Origin of the sequence: Exiguobacterium sp. s123, from assembly GCF_018617075.1 — a bacterium.
Taxonomy (GTDB): domain Bacteria; phylum Bacillota; class Bacilli; order Exiguobacteriales; family Exiguobacteriaceae; genus Exiguobacterium; species Exiguobacterium profundum.
The window spans coordinates 85,656-102,466 of sequence record NZ_JACSJL010000007.1; the positions used below are offsets into that span (position 1 = coordinate 85,656).

Annotated in this window: 21 protein-coding genes; 2 read left to right on the forward strand and 19 right to left on the reverse strand. The window is 50.2% G+C overall.

What is annotated here, in order from left to right; all coding sequences use genetic code 11:
• Positions 1-287: 287 nt before the first annotated feature.
• From KNO72_RS15820 to KNO72_RS12580, 6 genes are all read right to left on the reverse strand, one after another.
• The gene (locus tag KNO72_RS15820) at positions 288-1,967 is read right to left on the reverse strand and encodes a flagellin N-terminal helical domain-containing protein (protein WP_214758350.1); all 1,680 of its coding nucleotides are present in this window, start codon (positions 1,965-1,967) and stop codon (positions 288-290) included.
• Positions 1,968-2,222: 255 nt separating this feature from the next.
• Positions 2,223-3,515, reverse strand: coding sequence for a methyl-accepting chemotaxis protein (locus KNO72_RS12560; RefSeq protein ID WP_214758352.1), 1,293 nt, complete (start codon positions 3,513-3,515; stop codon positions 2,223-2,225).
• A 123-nt stretch (positions 3,516-3,638) separates the two neighbouring features.
• Complete coding sequence (locus tag KNO72_RS12565) at positions 3,639-3,962, reverse strand: hypothetical protein (RefSeq protein WP_214758354.1); 324 nt, start codon at positions 3,960-3,962, stop codon at positions 3,639-3,641.
• Positions 3,963-3,972: 10 nt separating this feature from the next.
• Positions 3,973-4,800 carry a GNAT family N-acetyltransferase gene (locus tag KNO72_RS12570; protein WP_214758356.1) on the reverse strand — a complete coding sequence of 276 codons (828 nt, stop codon included), beginning with the start codon at positions 4,798-4,800 and terminating at the stop codon, positions 3,973-3,975.
• Between the two features lie 60 nt (positions 4,801-4,860).
• Complete coding sequence (locus tag KNO72_RS12575; protein WP_214758358.1) at positions 4,861-5,040, reverse strand: hypothetical protein; 180 nt, start codon at positions 5,038-5,040, stop codon at positions 4,861-4,863.
• Between the two features lie 57 nt (positions 5,041-5,097).
• The gene (locus KNO72_RS12580; RefSeq protein WP_214758360.1) at positions 5,098-5,583 is read right to left on the reverse strand and encodes a hypothetical protein; all 486 of its coding nucleotides are present in this window, start codon (positions 5,581-5,583) and stop codon (positions 5,098-5,100) included.
• A gap of 156 nt (positions 5,584-5,739) precedes the next feature.
• Between KNO72_RS12580 and KNO72_RS12585 the strand changes: the two genes are divergently transcribed.
• Positions 5,740-6,237, forward strand: coding sequence for a hypothetical protein (locus KNO72_RS12585; RefSeq protein WP_214758362.1), 498 nt, complete (start codon positions 5,740-5,742; stop codon positions 6,235-6,237).
• A gap of 213 nt (positions 6,238-6,450) precedes the next feature.
• Here KNO72_RS12585 and KNO72_RS12590 read toward each other — a convergent pair whose 3' ends face one another.
• A complete protein-coding gene (locus KNO72_RS12590; RefSeq protein ID WP_214758364.1) occupies positions 6,451-6,738 on the reverse strand; it encodes a putative quinol monooxygenase in 288 nt (95 codons plus the stop codon).
• A 114-nt stretch (positions 6,739-6,852) separates the two neighbouring features.
• On the reverse strand, positions 6,853-7,713 hold the full coding sequence (locus KNO72_RS12595; RefSeq protein ID WP_078147344.1) for a YitT family protein: 861 nt from the start codon (positions 7,711-7,713) through the stop codon (positions 6,853-6,855).
• Positions 7,714-7,890: 177 nt separating this feature from the next.
• On the opposite strand from KNO72_RS12595, the gene KNO72_RS12600 reads away from it, so the two are divergent.
• Positions 7,891-8,805, forward strand: a complete 915-nt coding sequence (locus KNO72_RS12600) for a YitT family protein (RefSeq protein WP_078147345.1) — start codon at positions 7,891-7,893, stop codon at positions 8,803-8,805.
• Between the two features lie 55 nt (positions 8,806-8,860).
• Here the strand turns inward: KNO72_RS12600 and KNO72_RS12605 are convergent, their stop codons facing one another.
• The 11 genes from KNO72_RS12605 to KNO72_RS12655 all read right to left on the reverse strand — a co-directional run bounded on the left by KNO72_RS12605 (position 8,861) and on the right by KNO72_RS12655 (position 16,712).
• On the reverse strand, positions 8,861-9,916 hold the full coding sequence (locus KNO72_RS12605; protein ID WP_214758366.1) for a GGDEF domain-containing protein: 1,056 nt from the start codon (positions 9,914-9,916) through the stop codon (positions 8,861-8,863).
• 94 nt (positions 9,917-10,010) lie between these two features.
• The gene (gene csrA, locus KNO72_RS12610) at positions 10,011-10,238 is read right to left on the reverse strand and encodes a carbon storage regulator CsrA (RefSeq protein WP_214683831.1); all 228 of its coding nucleotides are present in this window, start codon (positions 10,236-10,238) and stop codon (positions 10,011-10,013) included.
• On the reverse strand, positions 10,238-10,675 hold the full coding sequence (fliW, locus tag KNO72_RS12615) for a flagellar assembly protein FliW (RefSeq protein WP_012726977.1): 438 nt from the start codon (positions 10,673-10,675) through the stop codon (positions 10,238-10,240). Before fliW ends, csrA begins: the two co-directional genes overlap by 1 nt.
• A gap of 15 nt (positions 10,676-10,690) precedes the next feature.
• On the reverse strand, positions 10,691-11,245 hold the full coding sequence (locus KNO72_RS12620) for a DUF6470 family protein (protein ID WP_251028348.1): 555 nt from the start codon (positions 11,243-11,245) through the stop codon (positions 10,691-10,693).
• 27 nt (positions 11,246-11,272) lie between these two features.
• Positions 11,273-12,205 carry a flagellar hook-associated protein FlgL gene (gene flgL / locus KNO72_RS12625; protein WP_214758370.1) on the reverse strand — a complete coding sequence of 311 codons (933 nt, stop codon included), beginning with the start codon at positions 12,203-12,205 and terminating at the stop codon, positions 11,273-11,275.
• 6 nt (positions 12,206-12,211) lie between these two features.
• Positions 12,212-13,726, reverse strand: coding sequence for a flagellar hook-associated protein FlgK (flgK, locus tag KNO72_RS12630; RefSeq protein WP_214758372.1), 1,515 nt, complete (start codon positions 13,724-13,726; stop codon positions 12,212-12,214).
• A gap of 12 nt (positions 13,727-13,738) precedes the next feature.
• Entirely contained in the window at positions 13,739-14,095 is a 357-nt protein-coding gene (flgN, locus tag KNO72_RS12635; RefSeq protein ID WP_074036203.1) for a flagellar export chaperone FlgN, read from the reverse strand.
• A gap of 114 nt (positions 14,096-14,209) precedes the next feature.
• On the reverse strand, positions 14,210-14,461 hold the full coding sequence (locus tag KNO72_RS12640) for a flagellar biosynthesis anti-sigma factor FlgM (protein WP_012726982.1): 252 nt from the start codon (positions 14,459-14,461) through the stop codon (positions 14,210-14,212).
• A 23-nt stretch (positions 14,462-14,484) separates the two neighbouring features.
• Positions 14,485-14,832 carry a flagellar protein gene (locus KNO72_RS12645; protein WP_251025516.1) on the reverse strand — a complete coding sequence of 116 codons (348 nt, stop codon included), beginning with the start codon at positions 14,830-14,832 and terminating at the stop codon, positions 14,485-14,487.
• 57 nt (positions 14,833-14,889) lie between these two features.
• The gene (locus tag KNO72_RS12650) at positions 14,890-15,558 is read right to left on the reverse strand and encodes a ComFC family protein (RefSeq protein WP_214758374.1); all 669 of its coding nucleotides are present in this window, start codon (positions 15,556-15,558) and stop codon (positions 14,890-14,892) included.
• Complete coding sequence (locus KNO72_RS12655) at positions 15,555-16,712, reverse strand: DEAD/DEAH box helicase family protein (protein ID WP_214758376.1); 1,158 nt, start codon at positions 16,710-16,712, stop codon at positions 15,555-15,557. The genes KNO72_RS12650 and KNO72_RS12655 overlap by 4 nt, the downstream gene beginning before the upstream one ends.
• Positions 16,713-16,811 lie beyond the last annotated feature (99 nt).

The following is a 16,811-nucleotide window of genomic DNA, read 5'->3' on the forward strand; positions in this document are numbered from 1 at the left end:
TATATATTATTATTATAAAATAGGGGCTGGGCACTTCCCTCGCCGTTGTCGAGGTACGGATCTCATAACCATGGACATTATGTCGGTAGGTCGTTCATCCTAGTCGTTGAACCTTCATCACAGTTTCCTGACAGATGCTTGGCTGCTGATTGTCCAATCCCTTCCTTTTTTCAAAACGTTCACGCTCACCGTTTCCAGTCACGTTGTCGTAAGGAGGGCTCTAAGGAGTCCCAGCAATTCACCCAGTTGTACTCTTATCCGTTACCAGATAAGACGCCCATCAATCATTACCGAAGGAGTTGTAAAACTGCTTGAGGTTGTGATTGAGATTGAGCCATCATTGCTTGCGCAGCTTGGTTGAGGATGTTGTTCTTTGTGAAGTTCATCATCTCTTTCGCCATGTCTACGTCGCGAATACGTGATTCTGCAGCTTGAAGGTTTTCAGCTCCAACGCTCAAGTTGTTGATTGTGTGCTCAAGACGGTTTTGAACCGAACCAAGTTTTGCACGCTCAGAAGAAACAGTTGAAATGGCTTTGTCAATCACTTCGATTGCTTTAGAAGCGTTCTCTTTAGTAGAGATGTTAAGTGCTGCTTCAGATTTCACATCGTTTGTACCGTTTGTAATTGAGTTCGTTGCTGTGAAACCAGCTTGACCAGCGTTACCTGTAATTCCAAGAGCAGATGCACGCATGTCAGACACATTAAGCGAGATGCTTTGTCCAGTGTTTGCACCGATTTGGAATTTCGTATTGAAACCTGACCCTTGTGTACCAGCACCAACTACTTGTTTAACGTTTCCGAGAGTAGCAGCACCTAATGTATCAGTTAAATCTACAGATCCAGCCGAAACTGCAATGTCTTTACCAGTTTCAGAAAGTAACTGAACTGTGTTATCAGCAGACAAAGAGAATGAAACTTTTGAATCAAGACCAGCTTCTTGGAGACTCGCGTTTAAATCCTTGATAAGATCTTGCATTGCAGCTTTCGCTACGTTAGAGTCAGTATTTTGCGTGTCGTACGTTTTTGCTTTGAGTTTTACTTCTACAGCACTTTCAGTTCCAACAGATACTTTAAACGTAGCGTCCGATCCAATTTGAACGTCATCAGCAGTCAAGTCAGTTGCAAAGTCTAAACCGTGGCGTTCAACAGTTGCTGGTACTCCTGCAACATTAACCGCTGGCGTCACACCCATGTTTGCATTTGCTGAGATTTCAATTGTGCTTGAAGGACCAGAAGACTTCGCTGTGAACTTAACTGCATTACCTGCAACTTCAATATCTACCAAATCTGAAAGTTTAGTACCTCCAGAAGTCAAATTGGAAAGTTGGTTTTTAATTGCTGCGGCATTCTGTGCTGCTGTTGATGCCGCTACAGGAGGAACAGCTCCTAGATCTTCAGCAACTCCGACAGAAAATGCTTCAAAATTAAATGTCGTACCGTCAACTTTAATCGTTCCTGCGTCAACTGCAAGCACACCAGCTGCCAAGTTTGCTGTAGTTGTCGTCGCTTTAGTTGCTTCAGTCAATTTCGAAGAACCACCAGAAGCCATTCCGCCGTTCAATACTTTTTGTGTGTTGAACTCAGTTGTGTTACCAACGCGGTTGATTTCAGATGTGAGTTGGTTCAACTCATCTTGGAGTGCTGTACGGTCGCTATCAGTAGCTGTTCCGTTCGAAGATTGAACTGAAAGTTCACGCATGCGTTGAAGGATTGAGTGCGTTTCGTTCAAAGCGCCTTCAGCCGTTTGGATGAGTGAAATTCCGTCTTGAGCGTTACGTGAAGCTTGATTCAACCCACGAATTTGTCCACGCATTTTTTCAGAGATTGCGAGACCAGCTGCATCATCACCAGCACGGTTGATGCGAAGACCTGAAGACAATTTCTCCATTGCTTTACCAGTGTTAGTCGTGTTGAACGACATGTTACGCTGTGCGTTCATTGCATTCATGTTATTGTTGATAATCATTGTAATTTCCCTCCATAGGTTTGAGTTTTTCTGCTCTTCCAAATCCTTTTGTCCGAGCATGCAAGGTTTAGGCCGGCCCCTCACCTTGCATTTTTTGGAACGTTTTATCGTTTCCATACTCTATATCGGAGTTCGTTCTCATCTGTTTAGTCTTTTTCGAAAAAAGTTACACGTTTTGAATAGAAATCTTCAATTTATATACAAAAGCCCACTCCCATCGATCATTTACGACCAACAAGAGTGGGCTATTCTAACTTACACTTCCACCTTCATCTGTTCCGTCTCATTCTGCAAACTCTCCGCAACACGAACGAGCTCTGACATCGCTCCGTTCACTTCACCAAGACTAGCTGCTTGCTGGCTCGCCGCTGACGTCACTTCATTCGCATAGCGCGATGCCTCTTCGACCATGCCAACGATGCCTGCCGAGTTTGTCACAACCGAATCGATCTGACCGCGTGACTCATCGAGGAGTGAATCGACCGAATGGACATGGCTATATACTTCATTTGCGGAATTGTGAATCGATGCGAAAGCACCACCCGCTTTTTCAACTAACCCGACGCCTGTCTCCACTTCCGCTTTGACGTTCGCCATGGAAGACGATGTATCGCCAACGAGACGTTTCACGTCGACAATGAGATCCGTGATTTCTTGAGTCGAATTCGCTGTTTGTTCCGCGAGCTTTTTCACTTCTGCCGCAACGACGGCGAATCCACGCCCATGCTCACCGGCACGTGCCGCTTCGATTGATGCGTTCAAGGCAAGCAAGTTCGTCTGTGCCGAGATGTCACTGATGACATCCGTGATCCGTGAAATTTCGCCTGTCATTTCTGTCAACTGGCTGTTAAGTGTTGATGATTGCTCCACTTTCCCAGCAATCGCATGCATCGCGTTGACCGAAGACGAGGCAAGGCCTTTCCCGCTCTCTGCTTCCTGTTGCATCTCGCTCGCCGAATCAAGCGCCGATGACATCTCTTGGCGGATGCTTTCCATTGTCCGCGCGACCGCTCCGAGCAAGTCCATCGAGTTATACGTCGCACTGACGTTATCTTCCAACATTTTGTTGAGGGAATCCATCGCAGAACGAATACTTTCGCCCGCAACGTTCCCTTCTTGAACTGAAGCTGCAATTTCCTGTGCCGAACCCGTCAATTGGTCCGCCGTGTAACGCATGTTCGTGCCTTGCTCCCGAAGGTGTTCGACCATGTTGTCCATCGACAAGAGTAGACGTCCCATCTCTGAACGATCCGTCGTCTTCTCGTCGGCGAAGTGTACCGTCAAGTCCCCATTCCCGACTTCGACTGCTTTTTCAGAAGCCATCTCGACCGCTTTCAATGGGCGACGGGCAATCAAGTAAATGACACCCCCGCCGAGTGACGAGATGAGTAATGCCACGACCGTACCGACGAGCATGACTTGACCTTGATCCATCTCGAGTTCCGTCAAGAGTAATAGGGTGATGTAGCCGACCGCTCCGCCCGTGATAAAGGACGTGACCAAAATCCACGCGAGCAATTGCGTCGTAAAGTTTTTAAATACTTTCACTGTTTGTTCCTCCTCATTGTGTTCATCACTCCTTATATCGTCCGATTTCCAATGAATGTATAGCGTTTTCAGTTGAACGTTTGGTCAATGAAAAAACGTACCCCCGTCAAGGAGTACGTTTCGTTAGAATGCTTGGTCGTCTCGTTCGACATGCACCACACGTCGTGGTGTCGTCGCCGCATCAATCGCGAGCGTGATGGCAGCCGCCCAGTGTAGCATCATCCCGACAAACGGAATGAAGCCGAGCACTGAGGCCGCAATTCCGACCGCCGCGCCGTAAGAGAATCGATTCAGTCGACTGAATGAAAGAATCAACACAATCACGTGGTACACAAACATGAAACCGAGGGGCGAATAGCCCATCCCGATGATGAAGAGACCGCCGAGAAGCGGAATCCCGAGAAAGGCTTCAAACGCCGCGCCGAGCCATTTCAGATTTTTCACCATGTGGTTCACCTCATAATTCGATCATGTAAAACTCATAGCCACCATTCTCCGCAAAACCGGCGCGTTTGTAGATCTCGAGCGCCGCCTTGTTTTCCGTCTCGACATCGAGCTCGACTTTCGTCCGACCCATGCGGAACAGTTGTTGGACCATCTGTTTCAACATTTTCGTGCCGAACCCTTTGCCTTGCTCGCCTGCTTTGACCCCGAACGCATGAATGCTAGCCGCGTCGTCCCCAGTGAGAAGAGCGCGAATCACGCCGATCGGTTTGCCGTCCACTTCACCGATATACGTCACGCGGTCTGGCGTATCGATTTGTTGATAGATATTTTCCGTCACATCGACCGGGTCACTGAACGCCTCGCTTAGCGTCGCGATGATGAGCGGACGGTCGTCTGCCGTCGCCTCACGAAGCGATACCTCGTCCGGCTTCAAGAAGAGTTCCGCTTTTTTCAAGACGAGATTGTATTCCGAGAACTGATACGCCGCCTGAAGATGCTCGAGCACCGCTTTCCCGGACGCCGAGTTTCGGTCGATGACGAACGTGAACGCTTCGCAACCGTTCAACTTCGCGTCTTGTTTCGCCGTCTCAAGCAGTGCCGTGAAGACGCCTTGCTCCCGGTATTCCGGATGGACGAGCGCATTCACTTCATACTCCGTCGGGAGATACGGGAAAAGCACGAGATACCCGACGAGCGTCTCCCCGTCGTATACTGCATAGTCGTTCTGTCCGATTGACTCATGACCGACTTTTACATCAATCTTGTCGCTCGAATTGACTGCCTGTTCTAACGCCTTGACGTCATCTGCCTGCCTTACTTCTTCTACTGTCCAATTCATTCAAATCACCTCATTTGTATTGTAGCACAAAGGAAAAAGCCCGCCGTAGCGAGCAGACTCTTAGTCATTCCGTTCATTCTGAAAAAGATGCGTCACTTCTCGCATCATCACCGAGATGACGATGACGACAGCCAAGGTGATCAAGCTCTCTTGTTTCGGTAAATCAAATACATACATCGCAACGATAAACAGAAGGGCTACGATCAATCCTTCCGAATAATCCCGTTTCCTTGTTCGCACACGACCACCCATTCTAAAAAGACTACAAACGATTCAGCCGTCTGCAGTCTCTCCATGTTATAACGTTCGAAACTCTAACTCAGGAAGTGTCTCGATCAACTCGGCAATCTCGTCCGTATGCGCCTCCGCACCTGGGACGGCCTCTGTCGGTTCGACCCAGAAGAACGTCTTGTCGTTCGTCCCGAGATAGTTGCCGTAGCCGATTTCTGTCGCGAACGCCTCTTGAGTCAATTCGCGGTCGATCAAGTCCAAGTGGAACAAGAGCTGGTCGTCCCCGTCCTCGACGTTATAGTATAAATCGAACGTACCGTAGCTCTTCGTGTCCCCGATGTCAACGACGTCCTGCGCCTTCTCGATATAGACGTCACCCCGCTCAATTGCCTCGACGATTTTTGATGGCAAGACGATCTCATAACCGAGCTCACGGTCACGAATCGTCTGAGTCGTATCCTCTGTCCGTCCCCGGGACGAGACGACACCGACCGTCGCCACCAATGCACCTGTCACACCGAGCGCGAGCGCCCACTTCATCGATTTGTTCACAAGAACCACTCCTCACTTGTTGATGTCTTCACTTGATTATCCCACAAGTTGATGACTTTTCATTAAATATTCTGAAAAAATGTTTCCCCTCACATTGACGAGTGTCCGTCAATCCCATACGATGGTAATAACGTACTATAGAAAAGAGGAACTGACATGTCTAACGAAACTACTTTGACGCGCGCTCAGCTGGACGCGCTCTTGAAAAACGTCTTCGCCCTTCAAATCCCGGTCATCGAGAAATTTATGACGGATTTGTTCAAACAATATGTCTCGACGGCATCTACGTTCAAACAGGACATGGACACGATGAAAGCGACGGACTGGCACAAGCATTTCTTCGGTCAAAAAGTGATGCCTCACCTCTTCATCGAGAACCTTGGCTTCGGTGCATCGTTCCGTCACCAAGGCCAAGAGAAGGTCGTCAGCATCCCCGAGAACATGACGGTCGTCAAGCCGGACTCGGACGCACAAATCAAAGAGATTTTAGAGAATCTCGACCAGACGCTCACCTCGATGGACGGCATCAAAAACAAAGGACTCGTCAAGAAGTTCTATAAAGAGACGCTCGAACTGATCTGCCAACTCGGTAGCCGTACTGGTATGATGGATGATTTCTATGACAAAGTCAAAGGCAGTTTGACAACAAGTTGATGACAATCCCCTCGTCCATAAGAACGAGGGGATCTTTTTATGCCTCTTGTCGAACGACGGTCGGAATGACTCTGACTGTGGAAGACGACCCCGAGCCAAAGGAAACGTGGTTCGAACGACTCGAAAAACTCGACTTGCATCACTTCGTTCAACACGAACGTGCTCGCAAAAAACGGACAGCGCTTCGCCATCCGCTTCATCATCCCATATTAGTCACGTTCGGAGTTCGAGCGCGGCGATCCGCTCCATTCGCTCAAGGATCGGCTTCGCCTGATCGATATATGCCCTCACTTCAGCAAGTGACAACGACGCCGCATGCGCCTCTTCATTTCGCCATACTTCATAGACGAACACGGTATTCGCTTCGTCGAGCGACACGTGGACCCGATACGATTCACAGTCCGATGTCGCCTCCATCTCCCGCGCCGCTTCCGATAAAATCGCCACGAGACTGTCGCGTTGCCCCGCTTTCGTGACAAGCTTTCCAATCAGTGCGTACATTCCCAATCCTCCCCTTTCTCTAGCATCGACTTCTTCCACTTTCCCTATGTGATTTCCTGCTTAGTCGGTTCACACGTGTAGAGGTTAAAAAAACGGACGACCCTTGGCCATCCGTTAATGAATATCGCGTTTTTGGAAATTCCCGCCTTTGACCTCTGTCACCTCATACACGACGACGAACGCTTTCGAGTCGACATCATCGATGATGTCTTTGATCTTTCGTTCTTCGAGCCGGTTGATGACACACGTGATTTCGTAATAGCTTTCTTTGGAATACGCCCCTTGGATTTGATTCAACGTGGCGCTCCGTCCGAGACGGTCCCGAATCGTCTCGACCATCTCATGCGGTTCACTCGTGATGATTTTGAACGTCTTCGCCCCGCTCAATCCCTCCTCCACGATATGGATCACTTTCGAGGCGATGAAGTAGGCGATGGCGGACAGGACGGCTCCTTGAAGACCGAACACCGTCGAAACGACGATAAAGACGAATGTATTCAAAAACAGGATCAAATCACTCGTCCCGAACGGCAATTTACGTGATAAGAGGACTGCCAACATATCGATGCCGTCAAGCGCTCCCCCGTTGCGAAGCGAAATCCCCATTCCGAACCCGAGGATGATCCCACCGACCACGGTGATGAGAAGCGCGTCCCCCTCGATGATGGTCGGAACATGGTGCATAATGACCGTACCAACAGACAAAGACGCAATCCCGGTGACTGAAAGGATGGCGAAACTCTTCCCGATTTGTTTATAACCGAGATAGACAAACGGAATATTTAACACCCCGATGAAAATACCGAGCGGCAGTCCCGTCAGTTGTGACCCGACGATACTGATCCCAGTGACGCCCCCGTCCGAAACGTTATTCGGAATGAGGACCGATTCCAATCCATACGCCGCGATGAGTCCCCCGATGATGTTCATCATCATTTGAAACGCCATCAACCACGTTTTGTTTTCTCGTTTCATCCTATAGACCTCCATCCATTGTTCAACACACTTGTAAGTCTAACATAAAATGATATCGAAATAATTTATCGGGAATCATCCATCAATTCTGAATATTCATGTCAGATTCTCTGTCGTAAATGATTGTCGGTTCGTATCATTTGTTATACTTAAGAAAATGGAAAGGGGGCATCCTTTATGCAGCGTACACCTATGCCTTCCCCGACACCGGAGGAAGTGCAGCGCTTAAGGCGGGAACATAATCCGATTAAGGCTTCTGAACTGTTTGTAAAAGTCGTCCTTTTGCTGCTCGGCTCCCTCGTCTTTGCCGTCGGCTTGGAGGCGTTCCTCGTACCGAATCAAATCATCGACGGTGGTATCGTCGGTGTCTCGATCATCGTGTCGTACTTGACGGAGACGAAACTCGCGATTTGGCTCGTCCTCTTCAACTTACCGTTCATCTACTTCGGCTATCGGCAAATCGGGAAAACGTTCGCCGTCGTCACGTTGACGGCCATCCTGCTCATGTCGGCCTTCACCATCGTCCTGCATGACATCAAGCCGTTCACAGACGACCTCCTCTTGTCGACCGTCTTCGGTGGCTTCTTACTCGGTGCCGGAATCGGGCTCGTCATCCGCGCCGGGGGCTCGCTCGACGGAACAGAAATCCTCGCCGTCGCTTTCACGAACCGGTTGCCTTTCTCCGTCGGGGAGATTGTCATGTTTTTCAACATCTTCATCCTCGGGACGGCCGGATTCGTCTTCAGTTGGGACCGGGCCATGTATTCGCTCCTCACCTATTTCATCGCCTTCAAGACGATCGATGTCGTCCTAGAAGGAATCGACCAGTCGAAAGCGGCGTGGATCATCACGTCCGCACCAGACGACATCGGACAGGCCATCATGGACCGACTCGGTCGTGGCGTGACGTATCTTCATGGAGAAGGCGCCTACACGGGTGACGGGAAGAAAGTCGTCTTCACGGTCATCAGTCGACTCGAAGAGACGAAACTGAAAGACATCCTCGATGACTATGACGAGAAAGCGTTCCTCGCCATCGGCAACATTCACGACGTCCGCGGCGGTCAGTTCAAGAAGAAAAACATTCACTAAACGTGAAATCCCCTATAACCGCTGGACCATCATCGCCAACGGTTATAGGGGATTTTTATGCAAACTTCACTTGGTCCCGTCCATTTCGTTTTGCTTCGTATAATGCCGCATCGGCCCGTTCAAACACGACCATGCTCGGCTCATGCCCAGCGATTGCCGCGCCGATGGAGACGGTCATCGGGATGCGTTCGCCTTGAAATTCGAATGGTGTTCGCTGTACCATCTGCACGATGTTTTCTGCCACCTTCGCCATGCCTTCACTCCCTTCAAGGACGAGCAAAAATTCTTCGCCACCATATCGCCCGACGAATCCAGACGGCGGACAGATCCGTTCCAACGTTTGTCCGATATGACGAAGTGCTGCGTCTCCCGCCAAGTGCCCATATGTATCGTTCAACTGTTTAAAATGATCAACGTCGATAACGAGTAACGTCCACGGTTTCCCGGACATTTCCAAATCGTTCATCTGTTCGAGGGTCCTGTAACGATTCGGAAGTCCCGTCAACTCATCAATGGTCGCCCGATGCGTATGTAGGAGAAACATCCATAGATGCGTCTCAATCTTCTTTGCGGCCCAATAGCAGAGCCAGGCCCCAAAAGATAACATGAGAAAATAAGGAACAAATACATTTATAAAGATCGTCTCATTCACACTGCCTCTCACTTGAATCAAGACGAGGAGCGCACCTGACCCGATGTAAATGGCATACCCTCTCCCTTGACGAATCGGTAAACGTGTCATGACGAGAGAAAATAAAAAGAAGACAAGTAACAGTAGTAATGAGTCTATGAACGGAGCACTCATTCCGTGCAGCGTCGTGCGTCCGATGAAGATCAGACTGAGCGTGACAATAGCTCCGAACGGTCCAGCGAACGTTGCGGATAAGGCAATCGGGATGAGACGAAGGTCGATTCGTGCATCCCCTAATTCGATGGAGTTAATGGTTAAGAGAATTGCCGTCAACCCGTTAGAGACCCCAAACCAAAACCGTACGAATAACGGGGAGGTCGGCTGAATCGGTAAAACCGTCCGCATCACATAGAGTGTGAGCGACATGAATAAAAAGATCAGACTGATGTTGATAAGAAAACTATTAATACCTGTTTCCACCGATTCCCCTCCTTCCTTTCACGTTTCCATCCTATCCCAATCCATCAAGCGCTGTCATCCATTAATTACCGGATTCATGAAAACAGTCGAAAGCTCACGCTTCCGACTGCTTCTGAATCATCTGCTTCATCAAGTTGGCGCTATCTCGTGCCGACTCGTTCTCTTCCTGCATTTGAATGTACACTTCATGACGATGGATGTCGATGTGACGCGGGGCCTCAATCCCGAGCTTCACTTGGTCGCCTTCGATGGCGAGCACTGTGAGCGTCACGTCGTCCCCGATATGGATGGCCTCACCTTGTTTTCGTTTCAATACGAGCATCAGCGCACCTCCGCTTTCGTGCCGCCGAGCGGATAACGGGCTGGATACGCATCGTCTAGGATGACTTGTTTCCCGCGACGTTCCTTCGTCTCGATAACGATCGGCGCCTTCAAATTGAGCGTCGACGATTCGAACGGCTCACGGAGCGTGACGATCGAGTAGACCGAGACGTGTTCCGCCTCTTCGATCCCAAGTTGGTCTTTCGCGCCATCCGACAATTCGAACGCATAGTCCGACTTATGCCAAAACGGGTTCGTCACGACGAACGCACAGGCTTGTTCCTCGATTGACTGAAGCGACCAGAACGGTAAATCCTCCCCGTACGGGATCAGCACGAACGTCTTTGAATCCGGGAACCCCGGGATCTCACTGACGAACGTGATTGTCTCCGCTTCGTTTATTTCAATCTTGCCAAAGTAGTCTGTTTCAATGAACATGGATTGTCCTCACTTTCAACGCGTTTCATCATACATCCCACCGACCGGCCATATCTCGAGTGACGCCTGTTGACGGAGCGAGATGTCCGTCGTCCATGGCGTGAACGAGATATCGGCTGGCGTGAGCGATACATCAATTTGGGGTGGCGTGATATTCCACTCGATTTTCACATCCGCCGGCGTATACGTCAACTTGACACGATCAATCGATTTTGGCATGTAGCCCATCTCGACGATCGGATACGGGTCGTTCACCTTCTCCGCTGCCATCGATGGAATCGGATTCCCGTTCTCGATCCGCATCATACGGTCGCCGTCCCGGGCGATGTTCGCCATCGCCTCACGGGCCCCTTGCTCTCCCATCTGACCGAGGTATTTCCCGAGTTCAAGCACGCCTTTCAGGTTGCTCTCACTTCTCGCTACTGATGAATCAACCTCAAGCTTCCCTTGTGTCGTCTGTTGCGTCATCTCGGCTCTCCCTTGTTGGATGGACAGGTCGGCCCGTCCTTGACGCATCTCGAGTACCGGTCGATTGGATGTCATCTGGATTGCGGCCTGTGTCTGCCGCATCTCAAGTCTCGCGAGATTCATCATCAATTACCGTAAGAAGTCGAGGAGCGTCGGCTGAATGATGCGGGCACCTGCAGAAAGCGCTGCACGGTGGACAGTCTCATGTGACTTCAGTTCCATAATGACTTTCTCCACGTCGATGTCCTCGTTATCAGACATGATCGTCTTGGCGATAATCTCATGGTCTTGTAGACGGTTGTCGACGAGCTCCAAACGGTTCGCACGGGCACCGAGTTCGGCGCGCTCTGTGATCAAGTTTTGACCGAGTGTATCGAGCGTGTCGAGTTCAGCCGATAGGTCGGCACCAGTAGTCGTTGTCTCTTTTAAAAGTGTACTCAATTTATGAAGACCTTCAAATAACTCTTTACCAAAAACCGTTTCTGGTTGCATATTCACTTGTACGGTAATTCCTTTTGATACTTCAAATTCGATTTTCCCACTTGCTGTCGGTGTCGTTCCACTCTCATAAATCGAATCGACAGAACCAGCCGGATTCGCTAAATACGCCTTTAAATTATCGACATTGATGAGCGGTTGATCCGTTTTCGTCCCATTATAAATATACTTCTCGCCTGCCTTTGAGTTGGCGAGAGAGCCGATATGTTCGATCAACTGATCGACCTCACTCTTGATAATCTCACGTTGCGATGATTCATACGTATCGTTCGCCGCTTGCGTCGTCAGTTCACGAATCCGTTTGACGGCTTCCGTGACTTCGTTCAATGTCGAGTCCGTCAAATCCATCCAGCTCGTCGCCTCGCTGACGTTACGACGGAATTGGTCGACTTCACGTACCTCGGTCCGGTAACGAATGCCTTGCATCGCGACGACTGGATCTTCTGATGCTTTTTGAATCCGTTTCCCGCTGATGAGCTGTTCCTGGACACGAGCGAGTGTGTTGTAGCTACTGGATAAATGCTTCAAGTTCGTCTGTGTGAGCATTGTCTGTGTGACACGCATCAGTCATTACCTCCCTACGACACCCATGCCGTTAATGATTTTGTCTAACATTTCATCGACGGCCGTGATGTTACGGGCCGCTGCATTATAAGCGTGCTGATACTGGATCATCATCGTCATCTCTTCATCGAGCGAGACGGCACTGACCGACTGACGCCGCTGGTCTGAACTGCTCAACAGAGCGAATGTACTCTTAGCGAGGTTTCCGTTCTGGCTCGCCTCGACAGCCATGTTCCCAATGACGTTTTGATAGTATTTCCCGATTGAGGTCGTCGCAGTGGATGAACCACCCGTAAATGTGATTTGCGCATTTTTTAAGTTTGCCAAGTCAAGAGCCCCGCTGCCGTCTCCGATGTTTTGGTCTTTTGAGATGGCGATCAAGTTCAAGTTCGATAAAATTGTCGGATTGACCGTTACGGTCTTCGCATCGCCGACAATAAAGAAATCGATACCTTTTTGACGGGGATTATCTTGAACATTCCCATCGTAAAAAGTCTTATGCAAATCATTAAATGCCGTCGTGAACTCTTTTGCCATGACGTCTAAATCCTTCAACATCTTGGTAAAAGCTCCATCGTGCGTTTCTGTTCCCGTAGCTGAACCGTACATATCAACGAGCGCTTTCAACTTCCCATTTGGTAAATCGTCAAAGACGAGCGTTGTCGTTCCTGCGGCCGCATCTGTGATCTCCATGTCGTTAATTTTCCCAACTCCGCCTGTTAGTCCATCCACTAACGTAATCTTTGTTGGAGTCGGTGTTCCGGGCACAGAAATCTGAATATCAATCCGTCCTTCCGCGACACGTTGCGAGTTTCCACGTGTTTCGCCGTTCGTGTAATCAACAGGCACACGTTCGAATTCAATGTATTGCGACAACTCGTCCATGTAGCGATCGCGCTCATCATACAATTCATTTGGCAGAACACCAAGAGGCTCTGCATCACCGATTTGACGGTTGACGTCACCAATTTTCGTCAACAAGTCGTTGATTTTTTTCGTGACGACGCCCGCTTCTGCTTTCAAGTCCTCTTGTACTTTCGATAACGAAGAAGACATGTAGTTGAACGTTTGTGTCAACGTCAACGCTCGTTGCCGAACCACGCTTCGCGCACCCGTATCATCCGGGTTGACCGACAAGTCTTGAAGTGACGCCCAGAACAAGTCGAGCGATTTAGCGAGTCCGTTCTCAGACGGTTCGTTGATGATGTCTTCCATCCGGCCGAACGCCGCTTCTTTCGTCGCATAGAAGGCGTTCTTCACCGACTCGTCACGATACTGTTGATCGATCATAAGATCGCGAATTCGGGCGAGCGTCTCCCCGCGTACACCTGTCCCGAATTGTCCGGCTTTTGTCCCGCCGAAGTTGACCGAGAGCTGTTCGGTCATCCCGAGTGTGAGTCGTTGGCGCGAATAGCCAGGGTTTGAGGCGTTCGCCACGTTATTCCCGGTCGCTTGAAGCGCCCATTGGTGTGTCGAGAGACTGCGGCGTGCCGTCTCTAATCCCATAAATGTTGAACCCATTCCACTTCCTCCTTAAACGTCACGGCTGAACGAGCGTGTTTCGAACGCTTGTTGTCCGTATGTAAAATCATCTGCTTCCGGCATGAGCATATCCAGATGCCAAGTAATATAACGAAGGGATTGTTCGAGTAGCGTCGCGTTCAATTCGTTCTGTCGCTTCAACTCGAACAAGACCGGTCTCAATTCCTCTATCTCTTCATCGTCCAATTCATACGTCCCTTGAAGTCGTTCCGCTTCTTTTTGTGAAATTTGTCGGACGAGTTTCGCTTCTTCTTTGACGAGCGTGCTAAATGCCACCATGTCATTTTGAATGAGTTGCTGTTCTTTCGCGTAAGCCAATTCGAGTAACCGTTTATGTAATGTGAGCATGAGTCTCTCCTTTTTTCAAAAAAAGAGCCGACTAAAGAAAGGGGTGCCCCTTATTTAGTCAGCTTCCGTGCCGTGTTATTCAGTGCGAAGGCCTCAAACGGACCTCGCTTCCATTCATCCTTGTAGAAAGCGTTTAGCGATTTCGCGCGCGTCCCGTGAATACGTGCCCGCATCAATCTCTGCTTTCAAAGCGTCGATTTTTGCGAGACGGTCCGGATGTTTCACCGGTTCTTCAAACCGGGCGCGGGCTTCCGCCGAGATTGACAATTGGTCCGTTTGGCGTGATTGCGCGGGCTTCGGTTCGACTTGCGTTTTCTTTTCATAAGTGTTCGGTAAGTGTACCCACTTGGCTGAATCGATGCGCATGCGTCTTCCCCCTCTTCATGATGTTAATCCAAACGATAAGTGCGGATGCTTGATTGTTTCGTCAAGCTCTCCTGTAGACTGGACAGTTCCTTCTGCATATCTCTCTGGCAGTTCGAACAAATTTTTCCTTCGTTCGTCGGTTGACCACAACGGACGCAGCTGATGGCAAGCGCCGGATTGTCCTTGATGATCAAGCGTCCTTCATGGATATATCGCGTGATATCAAGTTCAGAGACGCCCGTCGCTTCGACGAGGGCTCCGATGGTCGTCTGTTTGTTGGCTGGCTCACGAATGAAGTCGCGGACTTTCAAAAAGTTTTGGAAGTCGACATCACTACATGATGGACAGTACGGTGAACGGCTTTGCTTCATAAACAAGCGTCCACACATTTGGCAAGTTGCTGCATCCATTGGTTTCACCTCTGCTCTTTATATCGGATGCGATTTCGATTTGTTTAGCGCCCGAAATAAGCAAATCGCAGAAACTTCTGATGCACCTGCCTGTCGCAACGAATAGGCCGCCTGATGAAGGGTCGTCCCCGTCGTATAGACGTCGTCTACAAGAATGATTTTCCCACATTTCACTGAAGTTGGTACAGTGAAAGGATTCGTTCGGTGTCGTCTTCCTTCTTTCCCGAGTTCACGTTGACTTGAAACCTCCGTTTTTTCGAGAAGCTGTCGCGTCGGACCGATACATCGCGCGAGTACCTCGGCCTGATTGAAGCGACGTGTCTGAAGTCGCTCCTTACTCAATGGGACCGGAACATAGGTCACGCTAGATGAATGCAATGCCCGAAGCGCTGGCGCGACCGATGAGGCGATGACGACATCCCCGCTGAGTTTAAATCGATGTAGCCAGTCAATTCCTGCCTCATCGTATGCGTACAGGCAGTGGACGGTCAAGTCTAGACCGAGTGCGAGCCAACGGATGCAGTCCGGACACGTCTCACCGCTCTCATTCGGTTGACCACAGCGCGGGCAACCCGCACCGAGCGGCGTCAGTTTCGACTCGCAAGAAGGACACACCCAGTCCCGTCGCCATAATGTGGCAGGAGTCCACGGGACGGTCATCGACTCATGACAAAGAAGACATCTCATCGCCGATTCGCCTCCTTGATTTTCCGGATGGCAACATCTTGACGGAACGTCCGCTCCTTGTAAAAGAAACAGACCTCTCCTGTCGGCGCGTCCGGTTTTCTCCCAGCTCGACCTGCCATCTGAATGAGACCCCGTGTCGAGAAGAGTCGATGTTCGCTCTCGAGTACCCCGACCTGTACATCCCGAACCGTCATCCCTCGCTCCCAGATTGAGGTCGCAAGGACGACGCCGTTCGTCTCTTGGAGCCAGTGAAGGGCGTCGGTCCGTTCCTCGGTCTCGGCCGACACCATCCGACAGGTTAGTCCTGCATCTGCTAATGTCTCGCGGTACCGCTCCAAATCAGGCTTCGTCGGCACGAACAAGAGACGTGGTTTCAAGGCGTGACGTCGACAGAACTCTACGATTCGTTCGTCGGACTGTTTGACAAGTGTCGGGACCGGCAAATCAAATCCGTGATAGCGCCGGGACAGATGAACCATCGGAAACATCTGTTGCCAAACGGTCGGGGTTGCCGTGATGAATAAGAAGACACCTCTCCCGGCACGCCGAATCGTATTCCATAGCGCCACGTCAAAGGCAAACGGGAAGGCATCGGACTCATCGACGAGCACATAATCGAAGACGTCCCGAACATTCATGAGTAACGGTGCGGTCGCCACCGTGATCATCCCGATAGAGTCTTTCTCCCCGCCCCCGTATCGTTTCGTGACAGACACGGTGAATGCTCGTTCGAGCCGTTCGACCCATTCGATGGCGACGTCTTTCCTCGGGGACACGATCAATACCCGCTTCCCTGCATTGACGACCCGCTCAATCACCGGGAACGTCATCTCCGTCTTCCCGGCGCCGCATACCGCATGTACGAGCCCCGTCTTTTGTCCGTCCCACCACGTGAGCAGCTGATTTGCGACCCGTGTTTGGTCGGGAGCGAGCTCGAACGGCATCGTCAAATCGGTCGTTTCGAGAGGTGTCGTGATGTCCCGCTCCTCTAGATAATCACAGCGACAGACACGCCCGAGGTATAGACAATTTCGACAATAGGCACAACTTCCGTGATGACAGGTGAACGTCCGGACGTCCGTGCTGAGACAGCGTTGGCAGATACCGAAGCGGATGGCCCGTTTTCCTGCCTGAGCGACAATAAGTTCTCCCATGACCTGACTCCTTTTTGTCATCACGCTACCAAAACGGCTATATAAATGCGATACGACTTATCTAAAACAACGTAGGTCGACTACACAAATAGGACCCGA